Source organism: Maricaulis sp. (assembly GCF_030149515.1).
GTDB lineage: Bacteria > Pseudomonadota > Alphaproteobacteria > Caulobacterales > Maricaulaceae > Maricaulis.
On sequence record NZ_JASBRI010000015.1, the window covers coordinates 58577 to 84085 of the forward strand.

Annotated in this window: 25 protein-coding genes; 12 read left to right on the forward strand and 13 right to left on the reverse strand. The window is 64.8% G+C overall.

Translation table 11 applies throughout. The annotated features are described in order from the left end of the window. Positions 1–3 precede the first annotated feature (3 nt). The gene (gene glyA, locus Q1U94_RS06770; RefSeq protein WP_300542900.1) at positions 4–1311 is read right to left on the reverse strand and encodes a serine hydroxymethyltransferase; all 1308 of its coding nucleotides are present in this window, start codon (positions 1309–1311) and stop codon (positions 4–6) included. Positions 1312–1578: 267 nt separating this feature from the next. Here glyA and Q1U94_RS06775 point away from each other — a divergent pair, with 267 nt between their 5' ends. Next, positions 1579–2001 (forward strand): MucR family transcriptional regulator, encoded by a 423-nt coding sequence (locus Q1U94_RS06775; protein WP_366917268.1) that lies wholly within the window; start codon positions 1579–1581, stop codon positions 1999–2001. Between the two features lie 139 nt (positions 2002–2140). On the opposite strand, the gene Q1U94_RS06780 is transcribed toward Q1U94_RS06775, so the two are convergent. The 7 genes from Q1U94_RS06780 to Q1U94_RS06810 form a co-directional block, all read right to left on the reverse strand. After that, positions 2141–2368: a hypothetical protein gene (locus Q1U94_RS06780; protein ID WP_300542902.1), complete on the reverse strand. Its 228-nt coding sequence runs from the start codon at positions 2366–2368 to the stop codon at positions 2141–2143. Positions 2369–2406: 38 nt separating this feature from the next. After that, positions 2407–3633, reverse strand: coding sequence for a 5-aminolevulinate synthase (gene hemA, locus Q1U94_RS06785; protein WP_300542903.1), 1227 nt, complete (start codon positions 3631–3633; stop codon positions 2407–2409). A gap of 227 nt (positions 3634–3860) precedes the next feature. Then, positions 3861–4352: a MarR family transcriptional regulator gene (locus Q1U94_RS06790; protein WP_300542905.1), complete on the reverse strand. Its 492-nt coding sequence runs from the start codon at positions 4350–4352 to the stop codon at positions 3861–3863. 66 nt (positions 4353–4418) lie between these two features. After that, entirely contained in the window at positions 4419–5312 is an 894-nt protein-coding gene (mmsB, locus tag Q1U94_RS06795; protein ID WP_300542907.1) for a 3-hydroxyisobutyrate dehydrogenase, read from the reverse strand. Between the two features lie 21 nt (positions 5313–5333). Further along, the gene (locus Q1U94_RS06800) at positions 5334–6410 is read right to left on the reverse strand and encodes an enoyl-CoA hydratase/isomerase family protein (protein WP_300542909.1); all 1077 of its coding nucleotides are present in this window, start codon (positions 6408–6410) and stop codon (positions 5334–5336) included. Between the two features lie 38 nt (positions 6411–6448). Further along, a complete protein-coding gene (locus Q1U94_RS06805) occupies positions 6449–6796 on the reverse strand; it encodes a hypothetical protein (protein WP_300542910.1) in 348 nt (115 codons plus the stop codon). Between the two features lie 111 nt (positions 6797–6907). After that, positions 6908–8044: an isobutyryl-CoA dehydrogenase gene (locus Q1U94_RS06810; RefSeq protein ID WP_300542911.1), complete on the reverse strand. Its 1137-nt coding sequence runs from the start codon at positions 8042–8044 to the stop codon at positions 6908–6910. Positions 8045–8176: 132 nt separating this feature from the next. Here Q1U94_RS06810 and hemB point away from each other — a divergent pair, with 132 nt between their 5' ends. The 3 genes from hemB to Q1U94_RS06825 all read left to right on the forward strand — a co-directional run bounded on the left by hemB (position 8177) and on the right by Q1U94_RS06825 (position 10778). Continuing rightward, positions 8177–9157, forward strand: coding sequence for a porphobilinogen synthase (gene hemB / locus Q1U94_RS06815; protein WP_300542913.1), 981 nt, complete (start codon positions 8177–8179; stop codon positions 9155–9157). Continuing rightward, positions 9150–10295: an aminotransferase class I/II-fold pyridoxal phosphate-dependent enzyme gene (locus Q1U94_RS06820; RefSeq protein ID WP_300542914.1), complete on the forward strand. Its 1146-nt coding sequence runs from the start codon at positions 9150–9152 to the stop codon at positions 10293–10295. Before hemB ends, Q1U94_RS06820 begins: the two co-directional genes overlap by 8 nt. Before the next feature lie 150 nt (positions 10296–10445). Beyond that, positions 10446–10778, forward strand: coding sequence for a hypothetical protein (locus Q1U94_RS06825; RefSeq protein WP_300542915.1), 333 nt, complete (start codon positions 10446–10448; stop codon positions 10776–10778). A gap of 59 nt (positions 10779–10837) precedes the next feature. Here Q1U94_RS06825 and Q1U94_RS06830 read toward each other — a convergent pair whose 3' ends face one another. The 3 genes from Q1U94_RS06830 to Q1U94_RS06840 are packed head-to-tail and all read right to left on the reverse strand — an operon-like array spanning position 10838 to position 12848. After that, complete coding sequence (locus Q1U94_RS06830) at positions 10838–11467, reverse strand: trimeric intracellular cation channel family protein (RefSeq protein ID WP_300542917.1); 630 nt, start codon at positions 11465–11467, stop codon at positions 10838–10840. Next, on the reverse strand, positions 11464–11988 hold the full coding sequence (locus tag Q1U94_RS06835; RefSeq protein ID WP_300542918.1) for a hypothetical protein: 525 nt from the start codon (positions 11986–11988) through the stop codon (positions 11464–11466). The genes Q1U94_RS06830 and Q1U94_RS06835 overlap by 4 nt, the downstream gene beginning before the upstream one ends. After that, complete coding sequence (locus Q1U94_RS06840) at positions 11985–12848, reverse strand: NAD(P)-dependent oxidoreductase (RefSeq protein WP_300542919.1); 864 nt, start codon at positions 12846–12848, stop codon at positions 11985–11987. Before Q1U94_RS06840 ends, Q1U94_RS06835 begins: the two co-directional genes overlap by 4 nt. Positions 12849–12909: 61 nt before the next feature. Between Q1U94_RS06840 and Q1U94_RS06845 the strand changes: the two genes are divergently transcribed. Then, on the forward strand, positions 12910–15231 hold the full coding sequence (locus Q1U94_RS06845; RefSeq protein WP_300542921.1) for a penicillin acylase family protein: 2322 nt from the start codon (positions 12910–12912) through the stop codon (positions 15229–15231). Here Q1U94_RS06845 and Q1U94_RS06850 read toward each other — a convergent pair. Next, positions 15213–15677 (reverse strand): flavin reductase family protein, encoded by a 465-nt coding sequence (locus Q1U94_RS06850; RefSeq protein ID WP_300542922.1) that lies wholly within the window; start codon positions 15675–15677, stop codon positions 15213–15215. The two genes, Q1U94_RS06845 and Q1U94_RS06850, sit on opposite strands and share 19 nt — an antisense overlap. A 91-nt stretch (positions 15678–15768) precedes the next feature. On the opposite strand from Q1U94_RS06850, the gene Q1U94_RS06855 reads away from it, so the two are divergent. From Q1U94_RS06855 to Q1U94_RS06885, 7 genes are all read left to right on the forward strand, one after another. Continuing rightward, complete coding sequence (locus tag Q1U94_RS06855) at positions 15769–16695, forward strand: flagellar motor protein MotB (RefSeq protein WP_300542923.1); 927 nt, start codon at positions 15769–15771, stop codon at positions 16693–16695. Between the two features lie 108 nt (positions 16696–16803). Continuing rightward, positions 16804–18648, forward strand: coding sequence for an SLC13 family permease (locus Q1U94_RS06860; protein WP_300542924.1), 1845 nt, complete (start codon positions 16804–16806; stop codon positions 18646–18648). A 45-nt stretch (positions 18649–18693) separates the two neighbouring features. After that, entirely contained in the window at positions 18694–19446 is a 753-nt protein-coding gene (locus Q1U94_RS06865; RefSeq protein ID WP_300542926.1) for an arginyltransferase, read from the forward strand. Between the two features lie 47 nt (positions 19447–19493). Continuing rightward, a complete protein-coding gene (locus Q1U94_RS06870; RefSeq protein WP_300542927.1) occupies positions 19494–20612 on the forward strand; it encodes a TRAP transporter substrate-binding protein in 1119 nt (372 codons plus the stop codon). A gap of 3 nt (positions 20613–20615) precedes the next feature. Beyond that, on the forward strand, positions 20616–21395 hold the full coding sequence (locus tag Q1U94_RS06875) for a TRAP transporter small permease subunit (protein WP_300542929.1): 780 nt from the start codon (positions 20616–20618) through the stop codon (positions 21393–21395). 3 nt (positions 21396–21398) lie between these two features. Then, entirely contained in the window at positions 21399–22994 is a 1596-nt protein-coding gene (locus Q1U94_RS06880) for a TRAP transporter large permease subunit (protein ID WP_300542931.1), read from the forward strand. Positions 22995–23282: 288 nt separating this feature from the next. After that, positions 23283–24392 carry an AI-2E family transporter gene (locus Q1U94_RS06885; RefSeq protein WP_300542932.1) on the forward strand — a complete coding sequence of 370 codons (1110 nt, stop codon included), beginning with the start codon at positions 23283–23285 and terminating at the stop codon, positions 24390–24392. Positions 24393–24484: 92 nt separating this feature from the next. On the opposite strand, the gene Q1U94_RS06890 is transcribed toward Q1U94_RS06885, so the two are convergent. Further along, positions 24485–25507 (reverse strand): M48 family metallopeptidase, encoded by a 1023-nt coding sequence (locus Q1U94_RS06890; protein ID WP_300542933.1) that lies wholly within the window; start codon positions 25505–25507, stop codon positions 24485–24487. Between the last annotated feature and the right edge of the window lie 2 nt (positions 25508–25509).

Sequence of the window (25509 nt, forward strand, 5' to 3'; positions counted from 1 at the left end):
ACTTTAGGCCAGTTCCGGGTAGATGGGGAAGCGCGCCGTCAGCGCCTTCACCTGTTCGCGAACCTCGTCCTCGATCTGTGCATCGCCCTCCGGTGCGCCCACCAGCGCATCGAGCACACGCACCATCATCTGGCCGATCTGGGTGAATTCGGCTTCGCCGAAGCCCCGCGTCGTGCCTGCCGGCGAACCGACCCGCAGGCCCGAAGTCACGGTCGGCTTCTCCGGATCGAAAGGCACGCCATTCTTGTTGCAGGTGATGAAGGCGCGTTCCAGCGCCTGTTCGGCAGCATTGCCCTTCAAGCCCTTGGGCCGCAGATCGATCAGGGCGAGATGGCTGTCCGTGCCGCCGGAGACGATGGCATAGCCGCCATCGATCACCGCCTGGGACATCGCCTTGCAATTGGTCACGACCTGGCGCGCATAATCCTTGAACTCCGGCTGCAGCGCTTCGCCGAAAGCCACGGCCTTGCCGGCGATGACATGCATCAAGGGTCCGCCCTGCAGGCCCGGGAAAATGGCGGAATTGATCTTCTTGCCCAGTTCGGGATCGTTGGACAGGATCATGCCGCCGCGCGGACCGCGCAGCGTCTTGTGCGTTGTCGTGGTGACCACATGCGCATGCCCGACGGGATTGGGGTAAACCCCGCCCGCGACCAGACCGGCAAAGTGCGCCATGTCGACCATCAGCCAGGCACCGACTTCGTCCGCTATCTTGCGGAATTCGGCGAAATCGATCTCGCGCGGATAGGCCGACCCGCCGGCGACGATCAGCTGCGGCTTGACCTCGTGGGCCTGTTTGCGCAGGGCATCGTAGTCGATCCGCGCATCCTCCTGGCGCACACCATAGGCATGGGCTTCGAACCACTTGCCCGACAGGTTGGGCCTGGCGCCGTGGGTCAGGTGACCGCCGGCATCCAGCGACATGCCGAGAATCTTGTCGCCGGGTTTGAGCAGGGCCAGGAAAACGCCCTGGTTGGCCTGGCTGCCCGAATTGGGCTGAACATTGGCATAGGCCGCGCCAAACAGTGCCTTGGCGCGTTCGATCGCCAGCGTCTCGACAATATCGACATACTCGCAGCCGCCATAATAGCGGCGCCCCGGATAGCCCTCGGCATACTTGTTCGTCAGCGGCGAGCCCTGGGCCTCGAGCACGGCACGCGAAACGATGTTTTCCGAGGCGATCAGCTCGATCTGCTGTTGCTGCCGCTGGATCTCCGCATGGATCGCGCGGGCGACATCGCGATCCGACTCAACGATCGATCGCGTGAAGAAGGCGGTGGCGGTTCCCGTTTCGGCCTGATTGTCCGGCATATCGACTCCTCACTCGTTTGCCCCGTGTGATAAGGCGCACCACGGTGTGACACAAGCCGCCTCTTCGCAACACTACCACGTTCACCTGATGGACACGCCTCGATTTGGCATTATTTGCGTGTGCTATCGCAAACTGCGCAAGATCAAATGAAATTTACCGATTGAGCTTGAACTTCACATTGCAGCATAATAACGATCTCGCATCGATAAATTGAATCCGGCTACTGTTCCGGGTCAGTCGCGTTCGAACGTTTGGAAGGTTTGACTATGGCAGACGACATGCTCCCCGAAATCGACAAGGAAGAACTTCTGCGCATGACGACGGATGTCGTCGCGTCCTATCTGTCTCACAATTCGATGCCGGCGGACAATGTGCCCGAGCTGATCAAGGCGGTGCACGCCACGATGAAGGAAGTGTCCGACACCGAGGTCAAGCAGGAAACGAAAGCCAAGCCGGCCGTGCCTGTGTCCAAATCGGTGAGCGACGACTACATCGTCTGCCTGGAAGACGGCAAGAAGCTGAAAATGCTCAAGCGCTATCTGCGTTCGCAATACAACATGTCGCCGGACGATTACCGCCGGAAGTGGAATCTGCCCTCGGACTATCCGATGGTCGCTCCGGCCTATTCGCGCAAACGCTCGCAGTTCGCCAAGGATATCGGCCTGGGCCGCGGCAAGAAGGGCGCCTGACGCCCCCTTCCGGGGAGGCCCGGCGGTCTGTGGGCAATAGTGGCGCCGGCCCGCGCCGCCCATCTTCCCCGCCGAGGGGAAGACAGGCGCTGTTTCGACACTGAAACTCGGCTTTATATACAGCTATTGTCCACGGTCCCTAGACCGTAATGCCACGGCCGGACCCTGTGTCCGGCCGTTTCTTTTGCTCGGCATCGCGTTCGAGTTTCCAGCGGATCTTGGCCCGGGCAAGATTGTCGATCTCGCTGCGGGACGTGTTCCTGGGCACCTGGAAAACCAGTTCTTCCCCGGTCTCCGCATCGACGGCGGCGACGCGCAGGGCCTGACCGATCCCGATCACCTCGATATAGATTTCACGGCCGCTCATCGCTTCTCCGGGTCCCGGCCCGGATCATGCCCCTGGAATCAGGCCCGTGCCACCCCGATCTGATCGGACGCACGCTTCCAGACATCGTCCAGCGCCTCGATCAGCGAATCGAACATGGCATCGGTGTGCAAGGGCGTCGGCGTCAGGCGCAGGCGTTCCGTCCCGCGCGGTACGGTGGGATAGTTGATCGGCTGGACATAGATGCCGTGCTCGTCGAGCAGCATGTCCGAGATGCGCTTGCACAACACCGGATCGCCGACTTTCACCGGTACGATGTGCGTCACCGAGGCGTCCATCACCGGGAAGCCGGCCGCATTCAGGCGCGATTTCAGCGTGGCGGCACGCTCCTGGTGCCGTTCGCGCAAATGGTGGGAGGACTTGAGATATTCCACACTCGCCCGCGCGCCGGCCGCCAGGGCCGGCGGCAGTGCCGTGGTGAAGATGAAGCCCGGCGCCATCGACCGGATCGCATCGCAGATCGCCCCGTCGGCGGCGATATATCCGCCCATCACGCCGAACGCCTTGCCCAGCGTGCCTTCGATGATGTCGACGCGGTTCATCAGGCCTTCGCACTCGGCGATGCCGGCGCCCCGCAGACCATAGAGCCCCACGGCGTGAACCTCGTCGAGATAGGTCAGCGCGCCGTATTTTTCGGCCAGGTCACAGACCGCCTCGATCGGACCGATGTCGCCATCCATGGAATAGACCGACTCGAAAGCGATCACTTTCGGCGCATCCTTGGGCGCCGCGGCGAGCAATTCCTCGAGATGGCCGACATCATTGTGCCGCCAGATCCGCTTTTCGCACCGCGCGCCCTTCACACCCTCGATCATGGAGGCGTGGTTGAGCTCGTCGGAGAACATGATCAGGCCGGGCAGGATCTTGCCCAGGGTGGAGAGCGTCGCCTCGTTGGCAATATACCCCGAGGTGAAGAGCAGTGCGCCGTCCTTCTGATGCAGATCGGCCAGCGAGCGCTCCAGTTCGACATGGTAATGCGTGGTGCCGGAGATATTGCGCGTGCCCCCGGCGCCGGACCCGACATCGTCGATCGCCTTCTTCATCGACTCCACGACACAGGGCACCTGGCCCATGCCGAGATAGTCGTTCGAGCACCACACCGTCACATCGCGCACATCGCCATCGGGCGAACGCCAGCGCGCCACCGGAAATTCGCCCTTGCGGCGCAACAGGTCGGCAAAAACCCGGTAGCGGCCTTCCGCCTTGACCCGGCGGACAGCGTCTTCGAAAGCGCTCTGGTAGTTCATCGGCGGGGCCTTTCGTCAGACGTCTGCCAGAAATCACGTGTTGAATCGGTATGTAGAGGCATTCATCCCCCGGCGCGACAGGACAGAGCGCCGCACCCGCATGAAATGTCACCACAATCCCGCAAGACAGAGCCTATGACCCCATAATAACTGAGGTTTGCCCAATGTAAAAAGCGCAGCGGACGGGTGTCCGCTGCGCGTGTTTCTGTCGCCGTTCGGGTGCGTATCTACATCCGGAAGCGGATATGGTCGGCCCAGAAGCGTTCGATCCGCGCCAGCGCCGTGTTGACGACCGGAAGCTGATCCGCATCGACACCGCCAACCGGCTGCAGCGCCGTGCCCTGGCGGGCAAACAGTGTGTTCAGCTGGGCCCGCACCGCGTGACCGGTTTCGGTCAGGCTGACCCGCACCGAACGGCGATCGACCGCGGACCGCTCGTGCCGGATATAGCCTGCATCGACGAGCTTCTTCAGATTGTAGGACACGTTGGAGCCGAGATAGTGGCCGCGCGTGCGCAACTCGCCGGCCGTGAGTTCCTGGTCGCCGATATTGAACAGGAGCAGTGCCTGGACCGAATTGAGATCGTCCAGGCCCTCACGGTCCAGCTCGTCCTTGACGACATCGAGGAGCTGCCGGTGAAGGCGCTCGACAAGCTGAAGAAGTTCGAGATATTCCGTGTCCGGCGCCGCATCCGGCGCCATGTTCTCTGCCATGACCATGTTACGCACTCCACCCGATCTTACTGATCTTTGGGGGAAGGCTAGGGCAAAAGCGCAAAAATCCCCTTAACGCTGGTTCCAGCTGCCATCGAGCAGTTTGTAGATGCCCGAGAAATCCGAGGGACCGCCGCCGAGATTGTCGAACATGGCGTAAAGAGCCTCGGCCTGTGCACCCAGCGGCGTCGTGGCGCCGGCCTTCTGTGCGGCATCCTGGGCGAGCTTCAGATCCTTGAGCATCATCGCCGTGGCAAAGCCCGGCTTGTAGCCATTGTTGGCCGGCGTTGTGGGCACGGGGCCCGGCACCGGGCAATAGCTGGTCATCGACCAGGACTGGCCCGAGGCCTTGGAGGAAATATCGAAGAATTTCTGCGGATCCAGGCCCAGCTTCTGCGCCAGGGCGAACGCCTCGCAGGTGCCGATCATGGTGATCGCCAGAAGCATGTTGTTGCAGATCTTCACGGCCTGTCCGGCACCCAGATCGCCGCCGCGGATCACCGCCTTGCCCATGGCCTGAAGGAAGGGTTCGGCCACGGCGAAATCCGCTTCGGAGCCGCCGACCATGAAGGTCAGCGTGCCCGCGGTGGCCGCGGCAACACCGCCGGAGACCGGCGCATCGACAAAGCGGAAGCCCTTCTCCTTGGCCAGGCCGCCGACATGGCGGGCAGAGTCCACATCGATGGTGGAGCAGTCCATGAAGAGCGTTCCGGGCGCGGCGGCGGCGAAAATCTCGCCTTCATAGACCGCACGGACATGCTTGCCTGCGGGCAGCATGGTTACCACGGCCTCGGATGCGGACACGGCATCGGCGGTCGATTTTGCCGCCACTGCACCGGCCTCGACCGCGTGCGCCAGAGCATCGGCACTGAGGTCGAAGGCATGCACCTCATGACCGCCCTTGATCAGGTTGGCGGCCATGCCCGAGCCCATGTTTCCCAGTCCGATAAAGGCGATGCGCGCCATCTTGCTCTCTCCCGTATACTCTCAGGCTCCGGCGGTTTCGCCGAGAAAGGTCATTTCGTGATCGTCGTCGAGCGGCGCAAAGGCCCCGGCGATGGCCGTGTCGTCGACATCGGCAAGCCGCGCGGGCGACCAGGCCGGCGCATTGTCCTTGTCGATGATCACGGCGCGCACGCCCTCGTAGAAATCCCGGCCCTCCAGGCACCGGCACGACACGCGCAGATCCTGGCGCATCACATCCCGGAAACCGAGATCCGCACCCTTGCGCAGGCAGGCCAGGGTGAGCTTCAGCGAAGTCGGCGATTTGGTCGCCAGAACCTTGGCCTGCTTGGCCGACCAGCTGTCCCCCGCCTGCCCGATTCGCGCTGCGATGTCCTCGACGCTGTCGCCCGCAAAAGCCGCATCGATCAGGCCGCGCGTATGCGCCAGCTCGCTGTCGCCGGGATCGCCGGAAAACTCCTCCAGCAGGACTTCCAGCGCGTCCTCGTCTGCAAGATCGGCCTGTTCCAGCGCCGCAATCAGCGCTTCGGTCCGCGACGACGGGCAGTAATGCGTGGCCAGGCCCGCGGCGACACAGTCGGGCGCCTTGAGGCGTGCGCCGGTGAGACCCATCCAGGTGCCGATCTCGCCGGCCAGGCGCGGCAGGAAATACGCCCCGCCCACATCGGGATGAAAACCGATCCCGGTTTCCGGCATAGCAAACACGGTCCGGTCGCCTGCCACGCGGTGCGAGCCATGCACCGAAATGCCGACACCGCCGCCCATCGTGATGCCGTCGATCATCGCGACATAGGGTTTGGGATAGTCGTGGATCAGCGTGTTCAGCCGGTATTCGTCGCGCCAGAACAGCCAGGCCCGGTCATCCCCCGCCTTGCCCGAATTGTGCAGCTGGAGAATGTCGCCGCCGGCGCAGAATCCCTTCTCCCCGGCCCCGTCGACCACGACAGCCCTGACCGCATCATCCGCCCGCCAGGCTTCGAGTGCCGCGATCATGTCGAGGCACATGCCATGGGTCAGCGCATTGAGCGCCCTGGGCCGGTTCAGCGTGATCCGGCCAACCTGGCCGACCTTGCGGGCTATGATTTCGGGTTCGTCAGTCATCTCAGCTCAAGCCTTTGGATTGAAACGCCAGGGAGGGGCTAGTCCACATCCCCGTAGAACTCGCGCAGCACCCAGTCGCCGTCTTTCCATTCCGGTTCCAGGGTTGCGAACACCAGACCGATCCAGCCAAAGCGCGGATCCTTTGACTCCCCGGCCAGTTCCTCGTCATGCTGCAGCGGTACCCAGCACACCAGATCGCCGGCTTCTAGCTTCTCCTGCGGCGGGTTGATGGTTCGGGAGAAGACGATGAAGCCGCCATCCCCGGACGCCACTTTCAGCATCACATTGGCATTGCCCTGATCGTCGAATGCCAGCGGCGCATCGGAGCCGAATTCACTGCGCGCATCCATGACCAGCGCCGGCAGGGGCTGTTCAGGCACCAGCACGGTATTGTGATCGCGGCAGATCGTCTCGAACGCCTCGGCCGCGGTGGCAAACCGGCGGGTGGGCAGGGTTTCCGGTTCAGAAGCGATGACGCTCTCCTCCTGTCTGATCTCCTACTTCATCACATCCTTGGCGATGATGACGCGCATGATCTCGTTGGTGCCTTCCAGGATCTGGTGGACACGCAGATCGCGGACGATACGTTCCAGCGGATAGTCCTTGAGGTAGCCGTACCCGCCATGCAGCTGCAAGGCCTGGTTGGCGACATCGAAACAGGTGTCCGTGGCGAACCGCTTGGCCATGGCGCAATATTTCGCTGCCGAGGGGTCGTCCGAATCGATCGCCGCGGCACCGCGATAGAGCATCATGCGCGAGGCTTCGAGTTCGGTGGCCATGTCGGCGAGCTTGAACTGGGTGACCTGGAACTGGCCGATCTCGCGTCCGAACTGCTGACGCGTGGCCACATACTCCTTGGCCACTTCAAAGGCCTCCGTCGCTCCGCCCAGCGAACAGGCGCCGATATTGATGCGGCCGCCATTGAGTCCTTTCATCGCCAGGGTGAAACCCATGCCCTCCTCGGCCAGCAGGTTTTCCGCGGGCACCCGGCAATCCTCGAAGGTCACGACGCGTGTGGGCTGGGCGTTCCAGCCCATCTTCCTTTCGTTCGCCCCGAAGGACAGACCCGGCGTGTCCTTTTCAACAACGATGGTGGAGATGCCCTTGGGCCCCTCTCCGCCCGTGCGGCACATGACGATGTAGTAGTCCGACGTGCCGGCACCGGAGATGAAGGCCTTCGAACCGTTGAGCACATAGTGTTCGCCGTCACGCACGGCCCTGGTCTTGAGACCGGCTGCGTCCGAACCGGAGCCGGGTTCGGTGAGGCAGTAGGACGCGATCTTCTCCATCGTCATCATCTGCGGCAGAAAGCGCTGGCGCTGCTCCTCGCTGCCCCAATTGTCGATCATCCAGGCGCACATATTGTGGATCGACAGGAAGGCCGCCGTGGCCACACAGCCGCGCGAGAGCTCCTCGAAAATGATCGCGGCATCCAGCCGGCTCAACGCCGAGCCGCCGACATCCTCACGCGTATAGATGCCGGCAAAGCCGAGCTCGGCTGCCTCGCGCATGGCCTCGACGGGGAAATGCTTTTCCTCGTCCCAGCGCGCCGCATTGGGCTTCAGCCGGTCGGCGGCGAATTTTCTCGCCATGTCGCGAATAAGGGTCTGATCTTCCGTGAGAGCGAAGTGCACCGCAGCGCTCCTGTTGCTTATTGGGTCTCGTAGGGACAGATTTTGCCGAAGCGTTTGCCGGAGCCGTAACGCCTGGCAACGCCAACGGCAAGTTGGATATGTCACCGAACCGGACAAGGACCAGAGCCCGACATGTTTCCCGCCACCCGCCTCCGCCGCACCCGCCAGGCCGACTGGTCGCGCCGCCTCGTGCGTGAAACCGCCTTGTCTCCCAACGATCTTATCTGGTCCGTAGTGGTTTCCGACACGGCCGATCCGGCCGAGCCCGTGGCGGCGATGCCGGGTGTGGACCGCCTGTCGCTTTCCGCACTGGCGAAGGCGGCCAGGGAGGCCGAAGCCCTCGGCATTCCGGCGCTGGCCATCTTTCCGCACATCGATCCGGCGAAAAAGAACGATGAAGGCTCCGAGGCGCTCAATCCGGACGGTCTGGTGCCCAATGCCATCCGCACCGTCAAGGATGCCGCCCCGAATCTCGGCGTGATCTGCGACGTGGCGCTGGACCCGTTCACCACGCACGGCCATGACGGCATTCTGGACGGCGAGCGCATCGCCAATGACGAAACCGTCGAACGCCTGATCGCCCAGGCCCTGGTGCAGGCCGAGGCCGGCTGCGACATTGTCGCGCCATCGGACATGATGGACGGGCGTATCGGCGCCATCCGCGAGGCGCTGGAGGGAGCGGATTTCAAGGACACGATGATCCTCTCCTACGCGGCCAAATACGCTTCGGGCTTTTATGGCCCGTATCGCGAGGCCATCGGTTCGGCGGCGGCGCTGACGGGCGACAAGCAGACCTACCAGATGGATCCGGCCAATCGCGACGAGGCACTGCGCGAGGTCGAGCTGGACATAGCCGAAGGGGCGGACATGGTGATGGTCAAGCCCGGCCTTCCCTATCTCGATATCGTCCGCGCCCTCTCGGACAGTTTCCCCGTCCCGGTCTGCGCCTTCCAGGTTTCCGGCGAGTACGCCATGATCGAGGCGGCCGCGGCGAAGGGCTGGATCGATGGCGAGCGGGTGATGATGGAAAGCCTGCTGGCCTTCAAGCGCGCCGGCGCTGCCGGGATCGTGACGTATTTCGCGCCGCGGGCAGCGAGGCTCCTGAATGGCTGATCCCACCCGCGAATCCCGTACGGTCCAGGCCATGCACGCGATCGATGCGATCACCGGCGCGGTGATCCCGCCGGTGCATCCCTCCACCACCTATGCACGCGACACCCACAACGCCCTGATCGGCGGCCAGGATTACCGGCGCCCCCAGGGTCCGACGGAGAAGCAGGCGGCCGGCGTTCTGGCCATGCTGGACGGCGCGGCGGATGCACGGCTGTTTTCCTCGGGCATGGCGGCGATCGCGGCGGTGCTGGAGACCGTGCCCGCGGGCGGGCATGTGGTGGCACAAACGGAGATGTATTACGGCGCCAAATTGCTGATGCAACGCGCACAGAAGCAGGGCCGTATCACACTCAAGCTTGTGCCGCCGGGCGATCTGGATGCCCTCACGGCCGCATCAAGACCCGACACCAACCTCATCTGGACCGAAACGCCGGCCAACCCGTCCTGGGCCATTGTCGATATCGCCAAGGCCGCCGACATCGCCCATGCCGTCGGTGCCACGCTGGCCGTGGATTCCACCTGCGCTCCGCCCTGCACCACGCGGCCGCTGGAACTGGGCGCCGACATCGTCATGCATTCGGCAACAAAATATCTCAACGGCCATTCCGACGTGCTCGCCGGTGTACTGTCGACGCGGGCAGCGGACGAGCGCTGGGACGAAATTGGCGTCGTGTACAACGAGACCGGCGCCGTGCCCGGCGCCTTCGAGACCTGGCTGCTCCTGCGCGGGCTGAGGACGCTGTTCGTGCGCTTCGAGCGACAGAGCGAAACGGCGCTGAAGATCGCCAAGCGGCTTCTGAAAAATCCCCATGTCGGTCACGTCTTCTATCCCGGCCTGAAATCCCATCCCGGCCACGTCATCGCCAGGACGCAGATGACCGGCGGGTTCGGCGGTATGCTGTCGGTACGGGTGAAGGGCGGGTTCGATGCGGCGGCCCGGTTCGCGGCCGCAACGAAACTCTTCATCCAGGCCACCTCGCTGGGCGGGGTGGAAAGCCTGATAGAGCACAGGAAGCCCATCGAGGGCGCCGGCAGTCCGGTACCGGACGATCTCGTGCGCCTGTCGGTCGGCCTGGAAAGCGCCGGCGATCTCCTCGCCGATCTCGGGCAGGCACTGGCGGTGGCGCACGATCAGTAGCAAAACGCCACTCATGTTCCGTCTACAAATGAATATTCCACAAGTTTCCAGTACCAAACGCTTGCCGGTATTGAGAGAACACGCCTAGGCTCCCCCCGTATTGTTGTGGTTCGTGTCGCGTAACTCAAGAAAAGTGATGGGGAGATCCACATGTCACTCGACAAGATTGTCTGGGCCGTTGCGGCACTTGCCGCCATCGTCCTTGCCTTCGTCTCGAACTTCGAATGGGCCGGGCTGATCCTCGCCCTGCTGGGCTTGGCCAGCGGCTTTTTCATCAAGGGTGACCATCGCCGCGCTGTCATCCTGGCCGCCATCTTTCTCGTCGCCGGCGGCGCCGGCGCACTGGGCTCGATCCCGGCCGTGGGGGAGTATCTCACCGCGATTTTCACCAATTACGGCGCCGTGCTGTCTGCGGCCTCGCTGATGGTGATTGTCATGGCAACGGCCGAACGGATGATTCCGGGCATGCCTTCGGGCGAATAGCCGGACACGCCCGTTTCGGCACGAAGAGCCCCGGATCTCGCCCCGGGGCTCTTTTTTGTTCACTCGCCCAGCCGGATCGGCGGCAGGGACCATTTGAACAGGATGGCGCAGCCGCGCAGGACGAGAGCCAGGAGCGCCGAGCCAAGCGTGACCAGGCTGGGATTGAAGCCGAGGGCGAGACCCGCCACATAGGCCGCCGCCCCGGCCATCGCCGCCAAGGCGTAGATATCCTCGCGCAGGATCAGCGGTACGTCGTTGACGATGATGTCGCGCAACAGCCCGCCGAAGGCCGCGCTCATCATTCCGGTCAGAACAGCGATGGTCCAGTGCGCGCCGGCTGCCAGTCCGGCCTCGGCCCCGATCACGCAGAAGACCGACAGGCCCACCGCATCCGCCCAGATCAGCGCGGCCCGCCGTGTCGCGATCGCCTGGGCCCAGGGCGAGGTGAAATAGCCCAGCAGCGCCCCGCCGGCGGCCACGGCCAGATAGCTCGGTTCCTCGATCCAGTAGACCGGCAATTCGCCCAGAAGCACATCGCGCAGCGTGCCCCCGCCCATCCCCGTCACCGCCCCGACAATGGCGGCGCCGAAAGGGTCGAGCGCCTTGCGCGCGCCCAGCATGCCGCCGGAATAGGCGAAGAAGCCGATCCCGGCGTAGTCGAGCCAGAGGAAGAGGGTTTCGACACTCATTCCCCGGCCGTCCGCTGCGCGGCGTCGAGCGCGCGCCGCGCACTCTCGAATTCCAGCAGATCGGCCAGGTCCCGGGCGCGCCAGGCCGCCCCCATCATCACCGCGCAAAAGGCCATCCACACACCGACCACGAAAATCAGGGTCTCGAACTGTTCGAAACCCCACCGCTCCCAGATCTCCGGATCCACTTCCGAAAGACCGAAAATGGCGGCCACCGGCACGGTGACGAGCACCAGGGCGGTGGTGCGGAACACGCGCTCCACCTTGCGGGCATTGATCTCGGCATAGGTCTTCAGGAAACCGATCTGGGCATCGGTGAGCCCGCCCAGCAGGCCCAGGCCGATCTTCCAGTGCACCGCCTTGCCCAGCGGCGTCATCTGGTCGTTGGAGAACTGGTAGAGCGAGCGCATGGTAAAGCCTGCCAGCACGATCAGGCGCCAGGTGGCGAAGAGTCTGGTCAGGCGCTGCCAGACCCCCATCGCCACCGGATCGGTGCGGATCAGCCGCCCGTCCCCGGTCACAGATCGCGCTCCAGGCGGGCGATCAGGCTGGACGTGTCCCAGCGGTTTCCGCCCATGGCCTGCACATCGGCATAGAATTGATCGACCAGCGCGGCCACCGGCAGGCGGGCACCGTTTCGCCGGCCCTCTTCAAGTGCAATGCGAAGGTCCTTGCGCATCCAGTCGATAGCAAAGCCGAAATCGAACCGGTCATCGACCATGGTCTGCCAGCGATTCTCCATCTGCCAGGACTGGGCGGCGCCTTTCGAGATCGCCCCGATCACCAGGGCCGGATCCAGCCCGGCGCGCTTGGCGAAATGCAGGCCTTCGGAGAGCCCCTGCACGATGCCGGCGATACAGATCTGGTTGACCATCTTGCACATCTGCCCGGCCCCGGCGCCGCCGATCAGCGAGACCGCCTTCGCATAGGCGTCCATCACCGGTTCGGCACGCGCAAATCTATCCGCCTCGCCGCCGCACATGATGGTCAGCTGGCCGTTCTCGGCCCCGGCCTGGCCGCCGGACACCGGTGCATCCAGAAAGCCGATCCCGGCATCGCGGGCATCGGTATCCAGTTCGCGCGCCAGTTCGGCCGAGGCGGTGGTGTGATCGACGAAGACCGCGCCGGGCTTCATCGCCGGGATCGCCTGTTCCGCCACCGCCCGCACATCGGGATCGTCGCCCAGGCAGGCGAAGACGAAATCGGCCTCGGCGACGGCGTCTTCGATCCGGTCCGCGGCGCGGCCCTTGTGTGCCCCGGTCCAGGCCTGCGCTTTGGCTGCGGTGCGGTTCCACACCGTGACATCATGACCGGCCGCCGCGAGATGGCCCGCCATCGGAAAGCCCATCACCCCGAGACCCAGGAATGTGCAGCGTGACATGTGGCTCTCCCCATTGCTTCGACCCCTTGCTAGACTTCCGGCAATTGGGGAGCAAGTCATCATGAGTGCACGCCTTCTTCGTTATGCCGGCTGGACGCTCGGCAGCGTCGCCGCCATCGCGATTCTCGCCGTACTGGTCGTCGCCAACCGGCTCTACGCCTCGCTGCCGCAAACCTCGGGCACGCTGGAGGTCGACGGACTGGACGCCGAGGCGCAGATCGTGCGTGACCGACATGCCATTCCCCATGTCTTCGCGGGCAGTGACCGCGATGCCTTCTTCGCCCTGGGCGTTGCGCATGCCCAGGACCGGCTCTGGCAGATGGAAATCACCCGCCGCGCCCTGCGCGGCCGTGTCGCCGAGCTGCTGGGCAGAGACGCGCTGGACACCGACATCTTCTTCCGCACCATGGGTTTGGGCGAAGCCGCCGATGACGCGGCCGTCAATCTGCCCGCCGATGTGCAGGCGGCACTGGACGCCTACAGTGCCGGCGTGAATACCGTGATCGAGGCTCCCGGCTTCGTGCCACCGCCGGAATTCCAGATCCTGATGACCGCCCCTGAACCATGGACACCGGCCGATACGGTCGTGGTCTACAAGGCGATCGCGCTGGACCTGTTCGGCAATGCCTTCCAGGAACCGCGCCGCGCGGCGCTGGACGCGCACCTGGGCGCCGGGCGGGCGGCAGAATTCGTCGGCCGCTATCCCGCCGACGCTCCGCGCTCGCTGTCGATGGCCGATATGGGCCTTCCCGGGAACGCCGCACCGGCCGACACGCCGGTTCCGGTGCTGGGACCGGAAGATAATGGACGCGACGGATCGAACAATTGGGTTCTGGCCGGATCGCGCACCGCCTCGGGCCTGCCCATCCTGGCCAATGACCCGCATCTGGGGCTCAGCGCCCCGGGCATCTGGTATCTGGCCCGCCTGACGACACCGGACGGATCGGTGGTCGGAGCCACCCTGCCCGGCACGCCCTTCGTCACCCTGGGGCGCAATGATCGCATTGCCTGGGGGTTTACCAATACCGGACCGGATGTCGGCGATCTGCACGCCGTCACCGAGGAAGCGGTCGTGGACAGCCGCGAGGAGACCATCAGGGTGCGCTTCGGCGCCGATGTGACCATCACCCGCCGCGCCACCGCCACCGGCCCCGTGCTCGATCCGGAGCATTTCGACTATCCGCTGCCTGACGGCGCGGACTTCTTCTCCCTGCAATGGATGCTGGACGAGCCGGACGATGCCACTGCGGGCGTCGGCCTGCACATCATCGACAGCGATGACTGGCCGGGCTTCGTCGATGCGATCCGCGGCTTCACGGCACCGCAGCAGAACATGGTCTTCGCATCGCGCTCGGGCGATATCGGCTTTTACGCGCCGGCGCGCATCCCCGTGCGCGACCGGGCCGGAAACTGGGTCTCCACCATCCCGTTCGACGAGCTGCCCCACGCGCTCAATCCCGAGCGCGGCTTCGTCGCCACGGCCAACAACAAGATCGTGCCTGACGGCTACCCCCATTTTATCACCGGCGAGTGGTATGGCGTCAGCCGGATCCGGCGCATCTATGAAGGCATCGAAGGGTCGCAGCAGCACGATCTGGACACGATGGCGGCACTGCAGACCGACACCGTGTCGGACATGGCGCGCCGCATCCTGCCCGTCCTGCTGACAGCCCGGGCGTCAAGCGAGGCCGGCCGGACCGCGCTGACACTCCTGGAGGACTGGGATGCGGACATGGCCGCAGACCGGCCCGAACCCCTGGTCTATGCCGCCTGGATGCGGGAGCTGAACCGGGCCGTCTATGCCGACGAGCTGGGCGATCTGTTTTCCGCCTGGTATGCCGACCGCCGTGTCTTCATGATGGACGTTCTGACCGGCGATCTGGCCCACTGGTGCGACGACATCACCACGGATGCGGCGGAGACCTGCGCCGATCTTCTCGGCCCGGCCCTCGACCGGGCCATGGCCGGTGCGACGGCCGAGTACGGCCGGAATATTGCCAGCTGGCGCTGGGGCGAAGCCCACTACGCCCGCCACGACCACACGCCGTTTTCCGGTATTCCGCTCCTGTCGGACTGGTTCACCATCGAGACGCCGGTTCCGGGCGACGGGTCGACGGTGAATGTGGCGCATTACGCCTTCCGCACACCGGGCTATGCGGCCTTTCACGGCGCCTCCTACCGGGCGCTCTACGACATGGCCGATCCCGAGGCCTCGCGTTTCATGATCACGACGGGTCAGTCCGGCAATGTGATGTCGCGTCATTACGACGATCTCGCCCCGCTCTGGGGGCGCGGCGAATACCTGGAAATCCGCACCGATTGGGATCTGTCCTCGGCGCCGGAGGGCACGCAAACGCTGCGGCTTCAGCCCGGTTCGCAATAGGTCGAGCTGTAGAAGACCAGGGCCGGAGCCTCGCGCGGGGTATCGAAATCGGTGACTTCGCCGACGATGATGTCGTGATCGCCGCCCGGATGCACGGCCGTCTGCCGGCACAGGAAACGCGATACACACCCCTCGATCAGCGGCGCCGCCTCACCGGTCCAGTCCGCATGGCAGGCGCGCAGGTCCGCATCCAGGGCACAGGCATGGGCCAGACCGGCCTGGTCGGCGGCCAGGACATTGATGGCGTAGGTCTTTGCGTTGCGGAAGAGGCGGTAGCGCTCGGTCGCCTTTTCCACTGACCACAGCAGCAGGCGCGGCTCCAGCGAGACCGAGGCGAAGGAATTCACCGTCATGCCCACGGCCCTGCCGTCGACATAGGCGGAAACGATCGTCACGCCCGTGGGATAGCGGCCAAGCGCATCGCGAAAGGAGCGGCTGTCGGGCAAGTTGTGTGTCCTCGCGTGTTTGGATTTCGAAACCGGACCTTAACGCTAACCGTCTACAGGAGGGGAGGATAAGGAAACAAGGCGGGTGGACATGGCGGCCAAAGATCAGCCGATTGTCATCAAGAAAGTCGTCAAGGGCGGCGGCGGCGGGCACCATGGCGGTGCCTGGAAGGTTGCCTATGCCGACTTCGTGACGGCGATGATGGCCTTCTTCCTGCTGATGTGGCTGATCAATACCACGACCCCCGAACAAAAGCGCGGCATCGCCGATTATTTCGCCCCCGCCAGCGTGTCGCCAGCCAATTCCGGCTCGGGCGCGCCGCTGGCCGGCACCTCGCCGGGCAATGACGGTGTGCAGGGCTCCGGCGACAGTTCGATGCGCCAGCGCCTCGCCCCGACCGCGCCCCAGCTGAACGATCGCGACCGCCAGCAGACGCCGGAAGGATCGCCGGAAGCGGTCGACGAAACCGAAACGGCCGTCTCCGCCTCCGCCATCGCGGAGGCCCAGCAGCGCCGTGACGCCGCGCAGCTGCATTCGGCGGCAATGTCGCTGCGCCAGGCCATGCAGGACATGCCGGAACTGGCCGAGCTTTCCAATCACATCATTGTCGACGAAACACCGGAAGGCCTGCGCATCCAGCTGATCGACCAGGAAGGCCGGCCGATGTTCAATCCCGGCGCAACCGAGCCGAACGACCGCGCCGTCACCTTGCTGCGCGCCGTTGCGCGGATCGCCGAACGCCTGCCCAACCGGCTGTCGGTCGCCGGTCACACCGACAGCGCCCCGTCGGCTCCGGGCAGCAATTACACCAACTGGGAACTCTCCGCCGACCGCGCCAATGCCGCCCGCGCCGTGCTGCAATCGGCGGGAATCAGCAATGACCGGATTTACGAAGTCCGCGGCAAGGCCGGTTCGGAACCGCTGTACCCGGACGATCCCTACATGCCGGGCAATCGCCGGATTTCCGTTGTCCTGCTACGCGAAGCACCGATTCTGCCGCAGGGCCACGAGCTCTAGAGACGTGGGTCAACCTGACATTGGTTCCAGGAAAGGCTTCGCAAGCCGGACGCACGCGTGATAGCGTCCGACGCGGACAAACCGGATCCACAGCTTCCTGAAATCACGATGATCGAAACGGCGTCGCTCGACGTTTGGCAGATGTGGGCAGTACTTGGCGGTCTCGTCGTCGCCATTGCGATCTTCGTCTGGGACCGTCTCCCCATCGAAATCGTCTCGGCATCCATCGTCGCGGTGCTGATGCTGTTCTTCCATCTCTTTCCGCTGGAAGGCGGCGATCCGAATGCGGCGAGCCTGCTTGCCGGCTTCGCCAATCCCGCGCTGATCACCATACTGTGCCTGCTGATCGTGGGTCAGGGCATATTCCAGACCGGGGCCATGGAGGGGCCGACACAATTCCTGCTTTCCTCCTACGACCAGCATCCCCGGGCAACGCTGGTCGCGATGTTCGCTTTCGTCTTCGTCGTCAGCGCCTTCATCAACAATACGCCGGTCGTGGTGATGTTCGTGCCCATCCTCGTCGCCATTGCGCGGCGGATGGAAAAGAGCCCGTCCAAGCTTCTCATTCCGCTGAGCTATGTCTGCATTCTCGCCGGCATGACAACGCTGATCGGCTCGTCAACCAATCTGCTGGTCGCCGAGCAATTGCGCACGATTTCCGGCGTCGGACTGGACTTCTTCACGCCGACCGTGCCCGGCCTTTTCCTCGGCGCTTTCGGGATGGTCTACATCGTCTTCGTGCTGCCGCACCTGCTGCCGGAAAGGGCCTCGATGGAGACCGAAATCGCCGGCGGAGAAAAGGGGCGCCAGTATATCGCCCAGCTCGAGGTGACGGCCGATCATCCGCTGGTCGGCAAACGGCCGGTTGCGGGCATGTTTGCCGACCTGCCCGACATGACCGTGCGCATGATCCAGCGTGGCGAACACGCCCTGCTGCCGCCCTTCGACCAGATCGAGCTCAGAGCCGGCGATCTCGTCATCGTCGCCGCGACACGCCAGACCCTGTCCAACCTGCTCTCCAAGCGTGCCGACTTCATGCGGGGCATGCTGGAGGCCTCCGGGCCCGGCGACAATCCCACGCCGGGCGACAGCCTGATGATGACCGAGGCCGTCGTCGCGCCGGGCTCGCGCCTGATCGGGCGCACGATCCAGCAGATCGGTTTCCGTCACGCCACCGGCTGTATCGTGCTTGGCATTCAGCGCCGCAGCCGCATGATCCGCTCGCGCATGGGCGAAATCCGGCTTGAAGCCGGCGACACGCTGCTTCTGTTCGGCTCCTCGACGGCGATGCGGCAATTGCGCTCGGACCGCGACCTCCTGCTGATGGAATGGGCCACGACGGCGCTTGCAGATCCGCGCCGGGCCAACATGGCCCGGATCATATTCGCCGGCGTGGTCCTGACCGCGGCAACCTCCCTCCTGCCCATTGTCGTGGCCTCCTTCCTGGGGGCCGTCGCGATGATCGCGGGAGGCTGTCTCAACACGCGCCAGGCGGCACGGGCCTTCGACATGCGCGTCTATCTGCTGATCGGTTCCGCCATCGCCCTGGGCACTGCGCTGCAACAGACCGGCGGTGCGGATCTCCTGGCGACGGCTGTGGTCTCGGTTTTCTCCCCCTTCGGACCGGTCGTGCTGATGTCGGCGATGTTCATCCTGATCGCGCTCCTGACCAATGTTCTCTCGAACAGCGCCACCGCGATCCTGTTTACCCCGATCGCCGTCGGGGCTGCCAATCAGATCGGCGCCGATCCGTCTCTCTTCGCGCTCACCGTACTGTTCGCGGCGAACACGTGTTTCGCCACCCCGATCGGCTATCAGACCAATCTGCTGGTGATGGGGCCGGGTCATTACCGCTTCGCCGACTATATCCGCGCCGGTGCGCCGATGGTGGTCCTGTTCTGGTTCGCGTTTACGCTCTATATTTCTTTGCTCTACGCCTTTGGCGGCGTGTGAGTTAGCATGAGTGTCCCCAAGAGCTGAGTCGAAGTTCCCAACGCTGTGACCCATCCTTTCGCGACAAGGCAAATCCCCTTCTTCCTGACGGCAGCCGCCCCCTGCCCCTACCTGCCGGGACAATGGGAGCGAAAGGTCTTCACACGGATCGAGATCGGCGAAGGGCCCGCGCTCAATGACGCGCTGACACATGCCGGTTTCCGGCGCAGCCAGGGCGTGCTCTACCGGCCCGCCTGCGAGGCCTGCGACGCGTGCAAGTCCGTGCGCATCGATGTCGCCCGGTTCGGCTGGAAACGGCGCTGGCGGAAAATCCTCAGGCGGAATGACGATCTCACGGTCTCGACCGAGGCGCAGACCGCCACGATGGAGCAGTACGACCTGCTGACCCGCTATCTCGACAGCCGGCATGGCGATGGCGACATGGCGGGCATGTCCTTCGGCGAATACGTGATGATGGCCGAGGAAGGCGCCCAGCGCACCCATATCGCCGAGTATCGCGACCGAAGCGGCACGCTGGTCGCAGCCGCCCTGACCGATGTGCTCAAGGACGGGCTGTCGCTGATCTACTCCTATTTCGATCCCGCCCAGGAGCGCCGCAGTACCGGCGCATTCATCATCCTGGACGCCGTCCGCCAGGCCGAGGCGGCAGGCCTGCCCTTCGTTTATCTGGGCTATTGGGTGCGCGGCAGCCGCAAGATGAGTTACAAGGCGGCCTACCAGCCGCTGCAAGTTCTTACGCCCTCGGGCTGGCAGGCCTACGGCGAACTCGATAACGATGAGGGCGGAGACGAAGACTGACCGCACCCGCCCGGCCGGGCGGACACGCGTTCCCGGGGGAGTAAGACATGGATCGACGCACTTTCATCAGCGGCGGCGCCGTCGCCGCGGCCACGGTTGCGACCGCCTGCGGGGAAACCGGACAGGAGGGTACGACCCCGGCCGCCCCGGCCGTCAATCGCGGCGTGACGCGGCTGCGCATGGTCACGACCTGGCCCGCCAACTTCCCCGGGCTGGGCACGGCGGCCAACAATGTCGCCAGCATGATCAACACCATGTCGGGCGGTTCGCTGGAGGTCCGGGTCTATGCCGCCGGCGAGATCGTCAGTGCGTTCGAGGCATTCGACGCCGTCGCGGAAGGCACGGCCGACATGTATCACGGCGCGGAATATTACTGGCAGGGCAAGTCGCCGGCTTTCAACTTCTTCACTGCCGTACCCCTGGGCATGACCGCCTACGAGATCATGGGCTGGGTGGAATATGGCGGCGGCCAGGCGCTGTGGGATGAACTGGCCGGCCAGTTCAACATCAAACCTTTCCAGGCGGGCAATTCCGGCCATCAGATGGGCGGCTGGTTCAAGCGTGAAATCAATACGCTGGCCGACTTCCAGGGCCTGCGCATGCGCATTCCGGGCCTGGGCGGAAACGTGCTGCGCGAACTGGGCGGTGCCGCCGTCACGCTGTCGGGCGGCGAAATCTATCCGGCGCTGCAGAACGGCACGATCGATGCCACCGAATGGGTCGGACCCTGGAACGATCTCGCCTTCGGATTCTACCGCGAGGCCCCCTTCTACTACGGCCCCGGCTTCCACGAGCCCGGCTCCTGCCTGGGTGTGGGTATCAATCGCGGCGTCTGGGACGGGCTGGCCGAGGATCACAAGGCGATCATCAGATCGGCGTGCCTGACCGCCAACAATCTCTCCCTGGCCGAATTCCAGCACCAGAACGGCCTGGCCCTCGATGTGCTGGTCAATGAGCATGGCGTGGAATTGCGCCGATTCTCGGACGAGATCTGGACCCGGATCGGCGAGGTCGCGGAACAGGTCGTGGCCGATACCGGCCGCTCCGACCCCTTCACCCAGCGTGTCTATGACAGCTATCTCGACGCCCGCGACAAGATGCGGTCCTGGGGCAGGATTTCCGAAATGCCCTACATGGTCGAGCGCGAACGCGTGCTGGGCGGCTAGGCCATGCGACCCGGCGACCGGCTCACCCTGTTCGCGATTGGCCTCACCATCGGCCTGACCCTACTCGACGGGCTGACCGGCGGCGGTGTTGCGGCCTGGGCGCAGGCCAATCTGGCCGGTATCGCCCGGACAGCGGGCCTCTGGCTCGGCCGCGCGGGTCTCTACCTGTCGCCGCTCTTGCTCGTCCCGCTGCTCGCGGGCCTGGCCGGCCGGTTCGCCGCCCTGCCCACCCCGGTCTGGAGCCTGCACCGGCGGCTGATCGCCATTATCGACACCGTGACCACCACGGTGGGCGGTGCAGCCCGCTGGTTCGCCCTGGGACTGGTCGTCGTGACGGCCGTGATCGTCATCCAGCGCTATGTCTTCGGCTATGCCTCGACCAAGCTGCAGGAGAGCGTGATCTACATGCACGCCCTCCTCTTCCTGCTGGCGTCGGCCTCGGCGCTGCTGAATGGCGGTCATGTCCGTGTCGACGTGCTTTTCGCCAGGGCCGGCGAGCGCGGCAAGGCCTGGACCGATCTTCTGGGCACCTATCTTGCCCTGATGCCGATGAGCCTTCTCATCCTGTGGTCCTCGACGGGCTATATGAGTTCGACCTGGCGCATCCTGGAACGTTCGCGCGAAAGCGATGGCCTGCCCTTCGTCTTCCTGCTGAAAACCGCCATCCCGGTCTTTGCCGTGCTGATGATCCTGCAGGGCCTGTCGATGGCCGCCCGCGCCGCGATGACGATCGGCGGGCAAAAGGCGCCGGATGTACCCGACGCTTTCAAGGGCGAGGTCTGAGCCATGCAGGTCTTCATCGAGTTTCTGCCCTTTTTGATGTTCATCGCCGCCTTCGCGGCGCTCCTGCGCGGCTATCCCGTCGCCTTCACCCTGGCCGGTGTGGCGCTGGCCTTTGCCTTTGTCGGCATGGCGGTCGGCCTGTTCGATCCGATCCATTTCCGCGCCTTCCCGCAGCGCATCTACGGCAATCTGATGGAGATGGACCGGTCCATCCTCGTCGCGGTGCCGCTCTTCGTCTTCATGGGCGTGATGCTGGAGAAATCCAAGATCGCCGAGGAATTGCTGGAGGCGATGGGCGCGCTGTTCGGCACACTGCGCGGCGGGCTGGGGATTTCCGTCGTCGTGGTCGGCGCGCTGCTGGCCGCCTCGACAGGCATAGTCGGCGCCACTGTCGTGACCATGGGCCTCCTCTCCCTGCCGACCATGCTCAAGCGCGGCTATGATCCGGGCCTGGCTGCCGGGTCCATCGCCGCGTCGGGCACACTGGGCCAGATCATCCCGCCTTCCATCGTGCTGGTATTGCTGGGCGACCAGATTTCCAACGCCTATCAGGAAGCCCAGCGCGCCCAGGGCATCTTTTCGCCGGACATCGTCTCGGTCGGGGATCTCTTTGCCGGAGCGCTCATCCCCGGTCTGATGCTGGTCGGGCTCTACATCACCTACCAGATCGTCATGGCGGTGTGGAAACCGGACAGCGCGCCCGCCGCGCCGGCGGATGAAGCCAAAGCCGACTGGGGCGCCATCCTTCACGCCCTCGTCCCGCCGCTCGCCCTGATCGTCGCGGTACTCGGATCGATCCTGACCGGGCTGGCCACGCCGACCGAGGCCGCAGGCGTCGGCGCCGTCGGGGCCAGCTTCATTGCCGGCGCCCGCAATGCCGGAGCCGAGGGCAACCCGGTATTCGGCCAGCTGGCGGCCTATGCCGGCCTTCTGGCCCTGATCGGGCTGATCGGTCTGGTCGTTATCGGCAATATCGGCGCGGACGGCCGTATCTATGTCACCGATACGGGTACGTTCGGCGGCCTGCTCAGCGGCATCTTTGTCACCCTGACTGTGCTGGGCGCGGGCTGGAGCCTCTGGCGGCTCAAGCGCAACGGCGTCCTCGACGACGTCATGACCTCCACGGCGACAATTTCCGCCATGGTCTTCGTCATCCTGATCGGCGCGTCGCTTTTCTCGCTGATCTTCCGTGAACTGGGCGGCGATGAAACCGTTCAGGCGGCGCTGGAAGCAGTGCCCGGCGGCGTTTTCGGTGCGCTGGCAGTGGTCATGCTGGTCATGTTCATCCTGGGCTTCTTTCTCGACTTCATCGAGATCACTTTCGTGGTCGTGCCCATCGTCGCGCCGATCCTGCTGATGATGGGGGTCGACCCGGTCTGGCTGGGCGTGCTGATGGCGATGAACCTGCAGACCAGCTTCCTGACCCCGCCATTCGGCTTCGCCCTCTTCTATCTGCGCGGCGTGGCCCCGGCGAGCGTGAAAACAACCGATATCTATCGCGGCGCCGTGCCCTTCGTGATCATCCAGCTGCTGGCGATCGTCGCAGTCGCGGCCCTGCCATGGCTGGCGACAGGCCTGCCGGAATGGCTGTATGACTAGGCACGCTCTCATCCTTCCCCTCGATGGGGATGGAGGTGCCAAAGGACAGTCCGGGGGACTATCCGGCGCGCCGACGGGATCGCCACGAAGTGGCGAGACGGAAGGGGTGAAAGCGCGAAGCGCTGCGAATCCCGGTGGGCGCGAGTTTGTAGAAACCTCGCCCCCACCCACTCCACCGCTGCTCGCGCAGCGGTCCCGTTCGTTGCTCATCCTTGTCCCCCGGACAAGGATGTCTGCTTCGCAGAACGCGCCTCACCCCATCGAGGGCGAGGATGAAGGAGACAGGCCATGACCCCGACCCGCAAGCTCGAACTCCAGCGGGCCTTTATTGCGGCCCTGGCCCTGATCGTCTCGGGCGTCTTTTTGTGGATGATCCGGGATTATCTCGCCGCGCTGTTCCTCGCCGCCGTACTGGCGCTGTTCCTGGCCAAACCGCATGACGGCCTGTCGCGGATACTGGGCGAGCGGCGCGGACTGGCGGCCGGCATCCTGGTGGCGGCCTCGGTGCTGGCCTTCGTGATCCCGTCGGCACTGCTGCTGGGCGTCGTCGCCGAACAGGCGATCGACGTCACCCAGATGGTCACGCCCTGGGTGCAGGAGCAGGTGACCCTGATCCGGGAGGACGGGCTGACGGGCCTGCCCGACTGGCTGCCCTTCCGCGACGAGCTGATCGAATACCAGGCCACGATCACCGCCCAGCTGGGCAATCTGGCAGCGACGCTGGGCCGGCTCCTGGTGTCCAGCCTGCGCGCCGGGACGGGCGGCTTCCTCATCGCCACGCTGAACTTTTTCATCCTGGTCTATGCGCTCTATTTCTTCCTGATGACCGGGCGTCAGCTCGCCGCATCCTCGGTATCCCTCCTGCCGATGACAACCGAGGGCCGCGAACTCCTGGCCGAACGGACGCTGTCCACCATCCGCGCCACGGTGAAGGGCTCCTTCCTGATCGCCCTCGTGCAGGGCACACTGACCGGCGCGGGCCTTTTCGTGGCGGGTGTTCCCGGCGCGATCTTCTGGGCGGCCGTGGCCGCCCTCCTCTCCATCATTCCGATGATCGGCCCGCCGCTGATCTGGATCCCGGCCGCCATCTGGCTGGCCGCGACCGGCCAGCCGGCCGCCGCGGCCGCACTGGCATTGTGGGGCGCGCTGGTAGTGGGCACGTCGGACAATATCCTGCGCCCGATCCTCGTCGGCCAGGACGCCAAGATGTCCGACCTGATGGTGCTGATCTCCACCCTGGGCGGCCTGACCCTTTTCGGCGCCGTGGGCATCATCATCGGACCCGTGATCGCCGCCCTGTTCACGGCCGTGTGGTTCCTGTTCCGGGAGACCTATTCGGGGCTGCTGGATGAGGATGGGGAGGATGTCGGGCGGGACCAGGAGGGGGGCGACGCCTGATCGCCCCTGCGCAAGATCCCGCGACACCATAACGCCAACAAGGGGAGCCGCGAGGGAAAGCACGACGCCTCGAAACGGCCAGGCGTGCCCGCCTACACCTCCGGCACGCTCCCGCGTCCCAGCCCCGGTGTGCCCCCCGCATACTGCACCAACATCTCGATCCGCTTGGGGATTGGCGGGTGGGTGGCGAAGAGGCCGGTGAACCCCGTCTTCGGATTCTCGATGAACATTTCGCGCATTTCGTCCGGTGCGTTCGCGATATCGGCATGGCCGGAAATCTTGCGCAGGGCCGCGATCATGGCGTCGGGATTGCGGGTCAGTTCCACCGCGCCCGCATCGGCCATGTATTCGCGCCGCCGCGACAGGGAGAAGCGGATCAGGATCGCCAGCGCATAGGCGATGACAATGATGGCCAGCGCGGCCACGATGATCAGCCCGCCGCTCCGGCCGCCGGAGCGCCGGTCGCCGCCGGCACGCATGCCGAACCAGAAGATCCGACGGAAGACGATTTCGGCCACGAAGGAAATGATCCCCACGAAGATGATGGCGATCACCAGGAGGCGGACGTCATTGTGGCGGATATGGGAAAGCTCGTGCGCCAGCACGGCTTCCAGTTCCTGGTCGTCGAGCCGGTCCACCAGGCCGCGTGTTACGGTGACGGTGTACTGCCCCTCGCGCAGCCCCGAAGCATAGGCGTTGAGCGCGGAGGTTTCGATGACAGCCAGTTTCGGCATCGTCATTCCGTGGGAAATACACAGGTTTTCCAGGAGGTTCCAGACCCGCATCTCCTCCTTGCGGGTCACCGGCCGGGCTCCCGTGGCGGCATTGATCATCGACTGGTGGAAGAACCAGGCAATGACGAACCAGAGAGCCGCCAGGCCCAGCGACCAGGCCGCAATGGCGGGCAGGCGCGCCAGTTCGGCCCCGATCACCCCGCCATCGCGGACGATCCCGGCCCCGGTCTTGTGGACTGCCGGCTCCGCCACGCCCACCGTCAGCCAGGTCACGGCCAGGCCCAGAAGGATCAGCAGAACCGGGAAACCGGCCAGTAACAGGACGGATTTGAGATTATTGTTCCAGATATGGGAGCGCAGGCCCGTCGCGCTCAGGAACATGG

Bases quoted from the DNA above. Each gene is read 5' to 3' on its own strand.
- glyA (WP_300542900.1), bottom strand. From the start codon at position 1,311: ATGCCGGACAATCAGGCCGAAACGGGAACCGCCACCGCCTTCTTCACG.
- Q1U94_RS06775 (WP_366917268.1), top strand. From the start codon at position 1,579: ATGGCAGACGACATGCTCCCCGAAATCGACAAGGAAGAACTTCTGCGC.
- Q1U94_RS06780 (WP_300542902.1), bottom strand. From the start codon at position 2,368: ATGAGCGGCCGTGAAATCTATATCGAGGTGATCGGGATCGGTCAGGCC.
- hemA (WP_300542903.1), bottom strand. From the start codon at position 3,633: ATGAACTACCAGAGCGCTTTCGAAGACGCTGTCCGCCGGGTCAAGGCG.
- Q1U94_RS06790 (WP_300542905.1), bottom strand. From the start codon at position 4,352: ATGGTCATGGCAGAGAACATGGCGCCGGATGCGGCGCCGGACACGGAA.
- mmsB (WP_300542907.1), bottom strand. From the start codon at position 5,312: ATGGCGCGCATCGCCTTTATCGGACTGGGAAACATGGGCTCGGGCATG.
- Q1U94_RS06800 (WP_300542909.1), bottom strand. From the start codon at position 6,410: ATGACTGACGAACCCGAAATCATAGCCCGCAAGGTCGGCCAGGTTGGC.
- hemB (WP_300542913.1), top strand. From the start codon at position 8,177: ATGTTTCCCGCCACCCGCCTCCGCCGCACCCGCCAGGCCGACTGGTCG.
- Q1U94_RS06820 (WP_300542914.1), top strand. From the start codon at position 9,150: ATGGCTGATCCCACCCGCGAATCCCGTACGGTCCAGGCCATGCACGCG.
- Q1U94_RS06825 (WP_300542915.1), top strand. From the start codon at position 10,446: ATGTCACTCGACAAGATTGTCTGGGCCGTTGCGGCACTTGCCGCCATC.
- Q1U94_RS06830 (WP_300542917.1), bottom strand. From the start codon at position 11,467: ATGAGTGTCGAAACCCTCTTCCTCTGGCTCGACTACGCCGGGATCGGC.
- Q1U94_RS06840 (WP_300542919.1), bottom strand. From the start codon at position 12,848: ATGTCACGCTGCACATTCCTGGGTCTCGGGGTGATGGGCTTTCCGATG.
- Q1U94_RS06845 (WP_300542921.1), top strand. From the start codon at position 12,910: ATGAGTGCACGCCTTCTTCGTTATGCCGGCTGGACGCTCGGCAGCGTC.
- Q1U94_RS06855 (WP_300542923.1), top strand. From the start codon at position 15,769: ATGGCGGCCAAAGATCAGCCGATTGTCATCAAGAAAGTCGTCAAGGGC.
- Q1U94_RS06860 (WP_300542924.1), top strand. From the start codon at position 16,804: ATGATCGAAACGGCGTCGCTCGACGTTTGGCAGATGTGGGCAGTACTT.
- Q1U94_RS06870 (WP_300542927.1), top strand. From the start codon at position 19,494: ATGGATCGACGCACTTTCATCAGCGGCGGCGCCGTCGCCGCGGCCACG.
- Q1U94_RS06875 (WP_300542929.1), top strand. From the start codon at position 20,616: ATGCGACCCGGCGACCGGCTCACCCTGTTCGCGATTGGCCTCACCATC.
- Q1U94_RS06880 (WP_300542931.1), top strand. From the start codon at position 21,399: ATGCAGGTCTTCATCGAGTTTCTGCCCTTTTTGATGTTCATCGCCGCC.
- Q1U94_RS06885 (WP_300542932.1), top strand. From the start codon at position 23,283: ATGACCCCGACCCGCAAGCTCGAACTCCAGCGGGCCTTTATTGCGGCC.
- Q1U94_RS06890 (WP_300542933.1), bottom strand. From the start codon at position 25,507: ATGTTCCTGAGCGCGACGGGCCTGCGCTCCCATATCTGGAACAATAAT.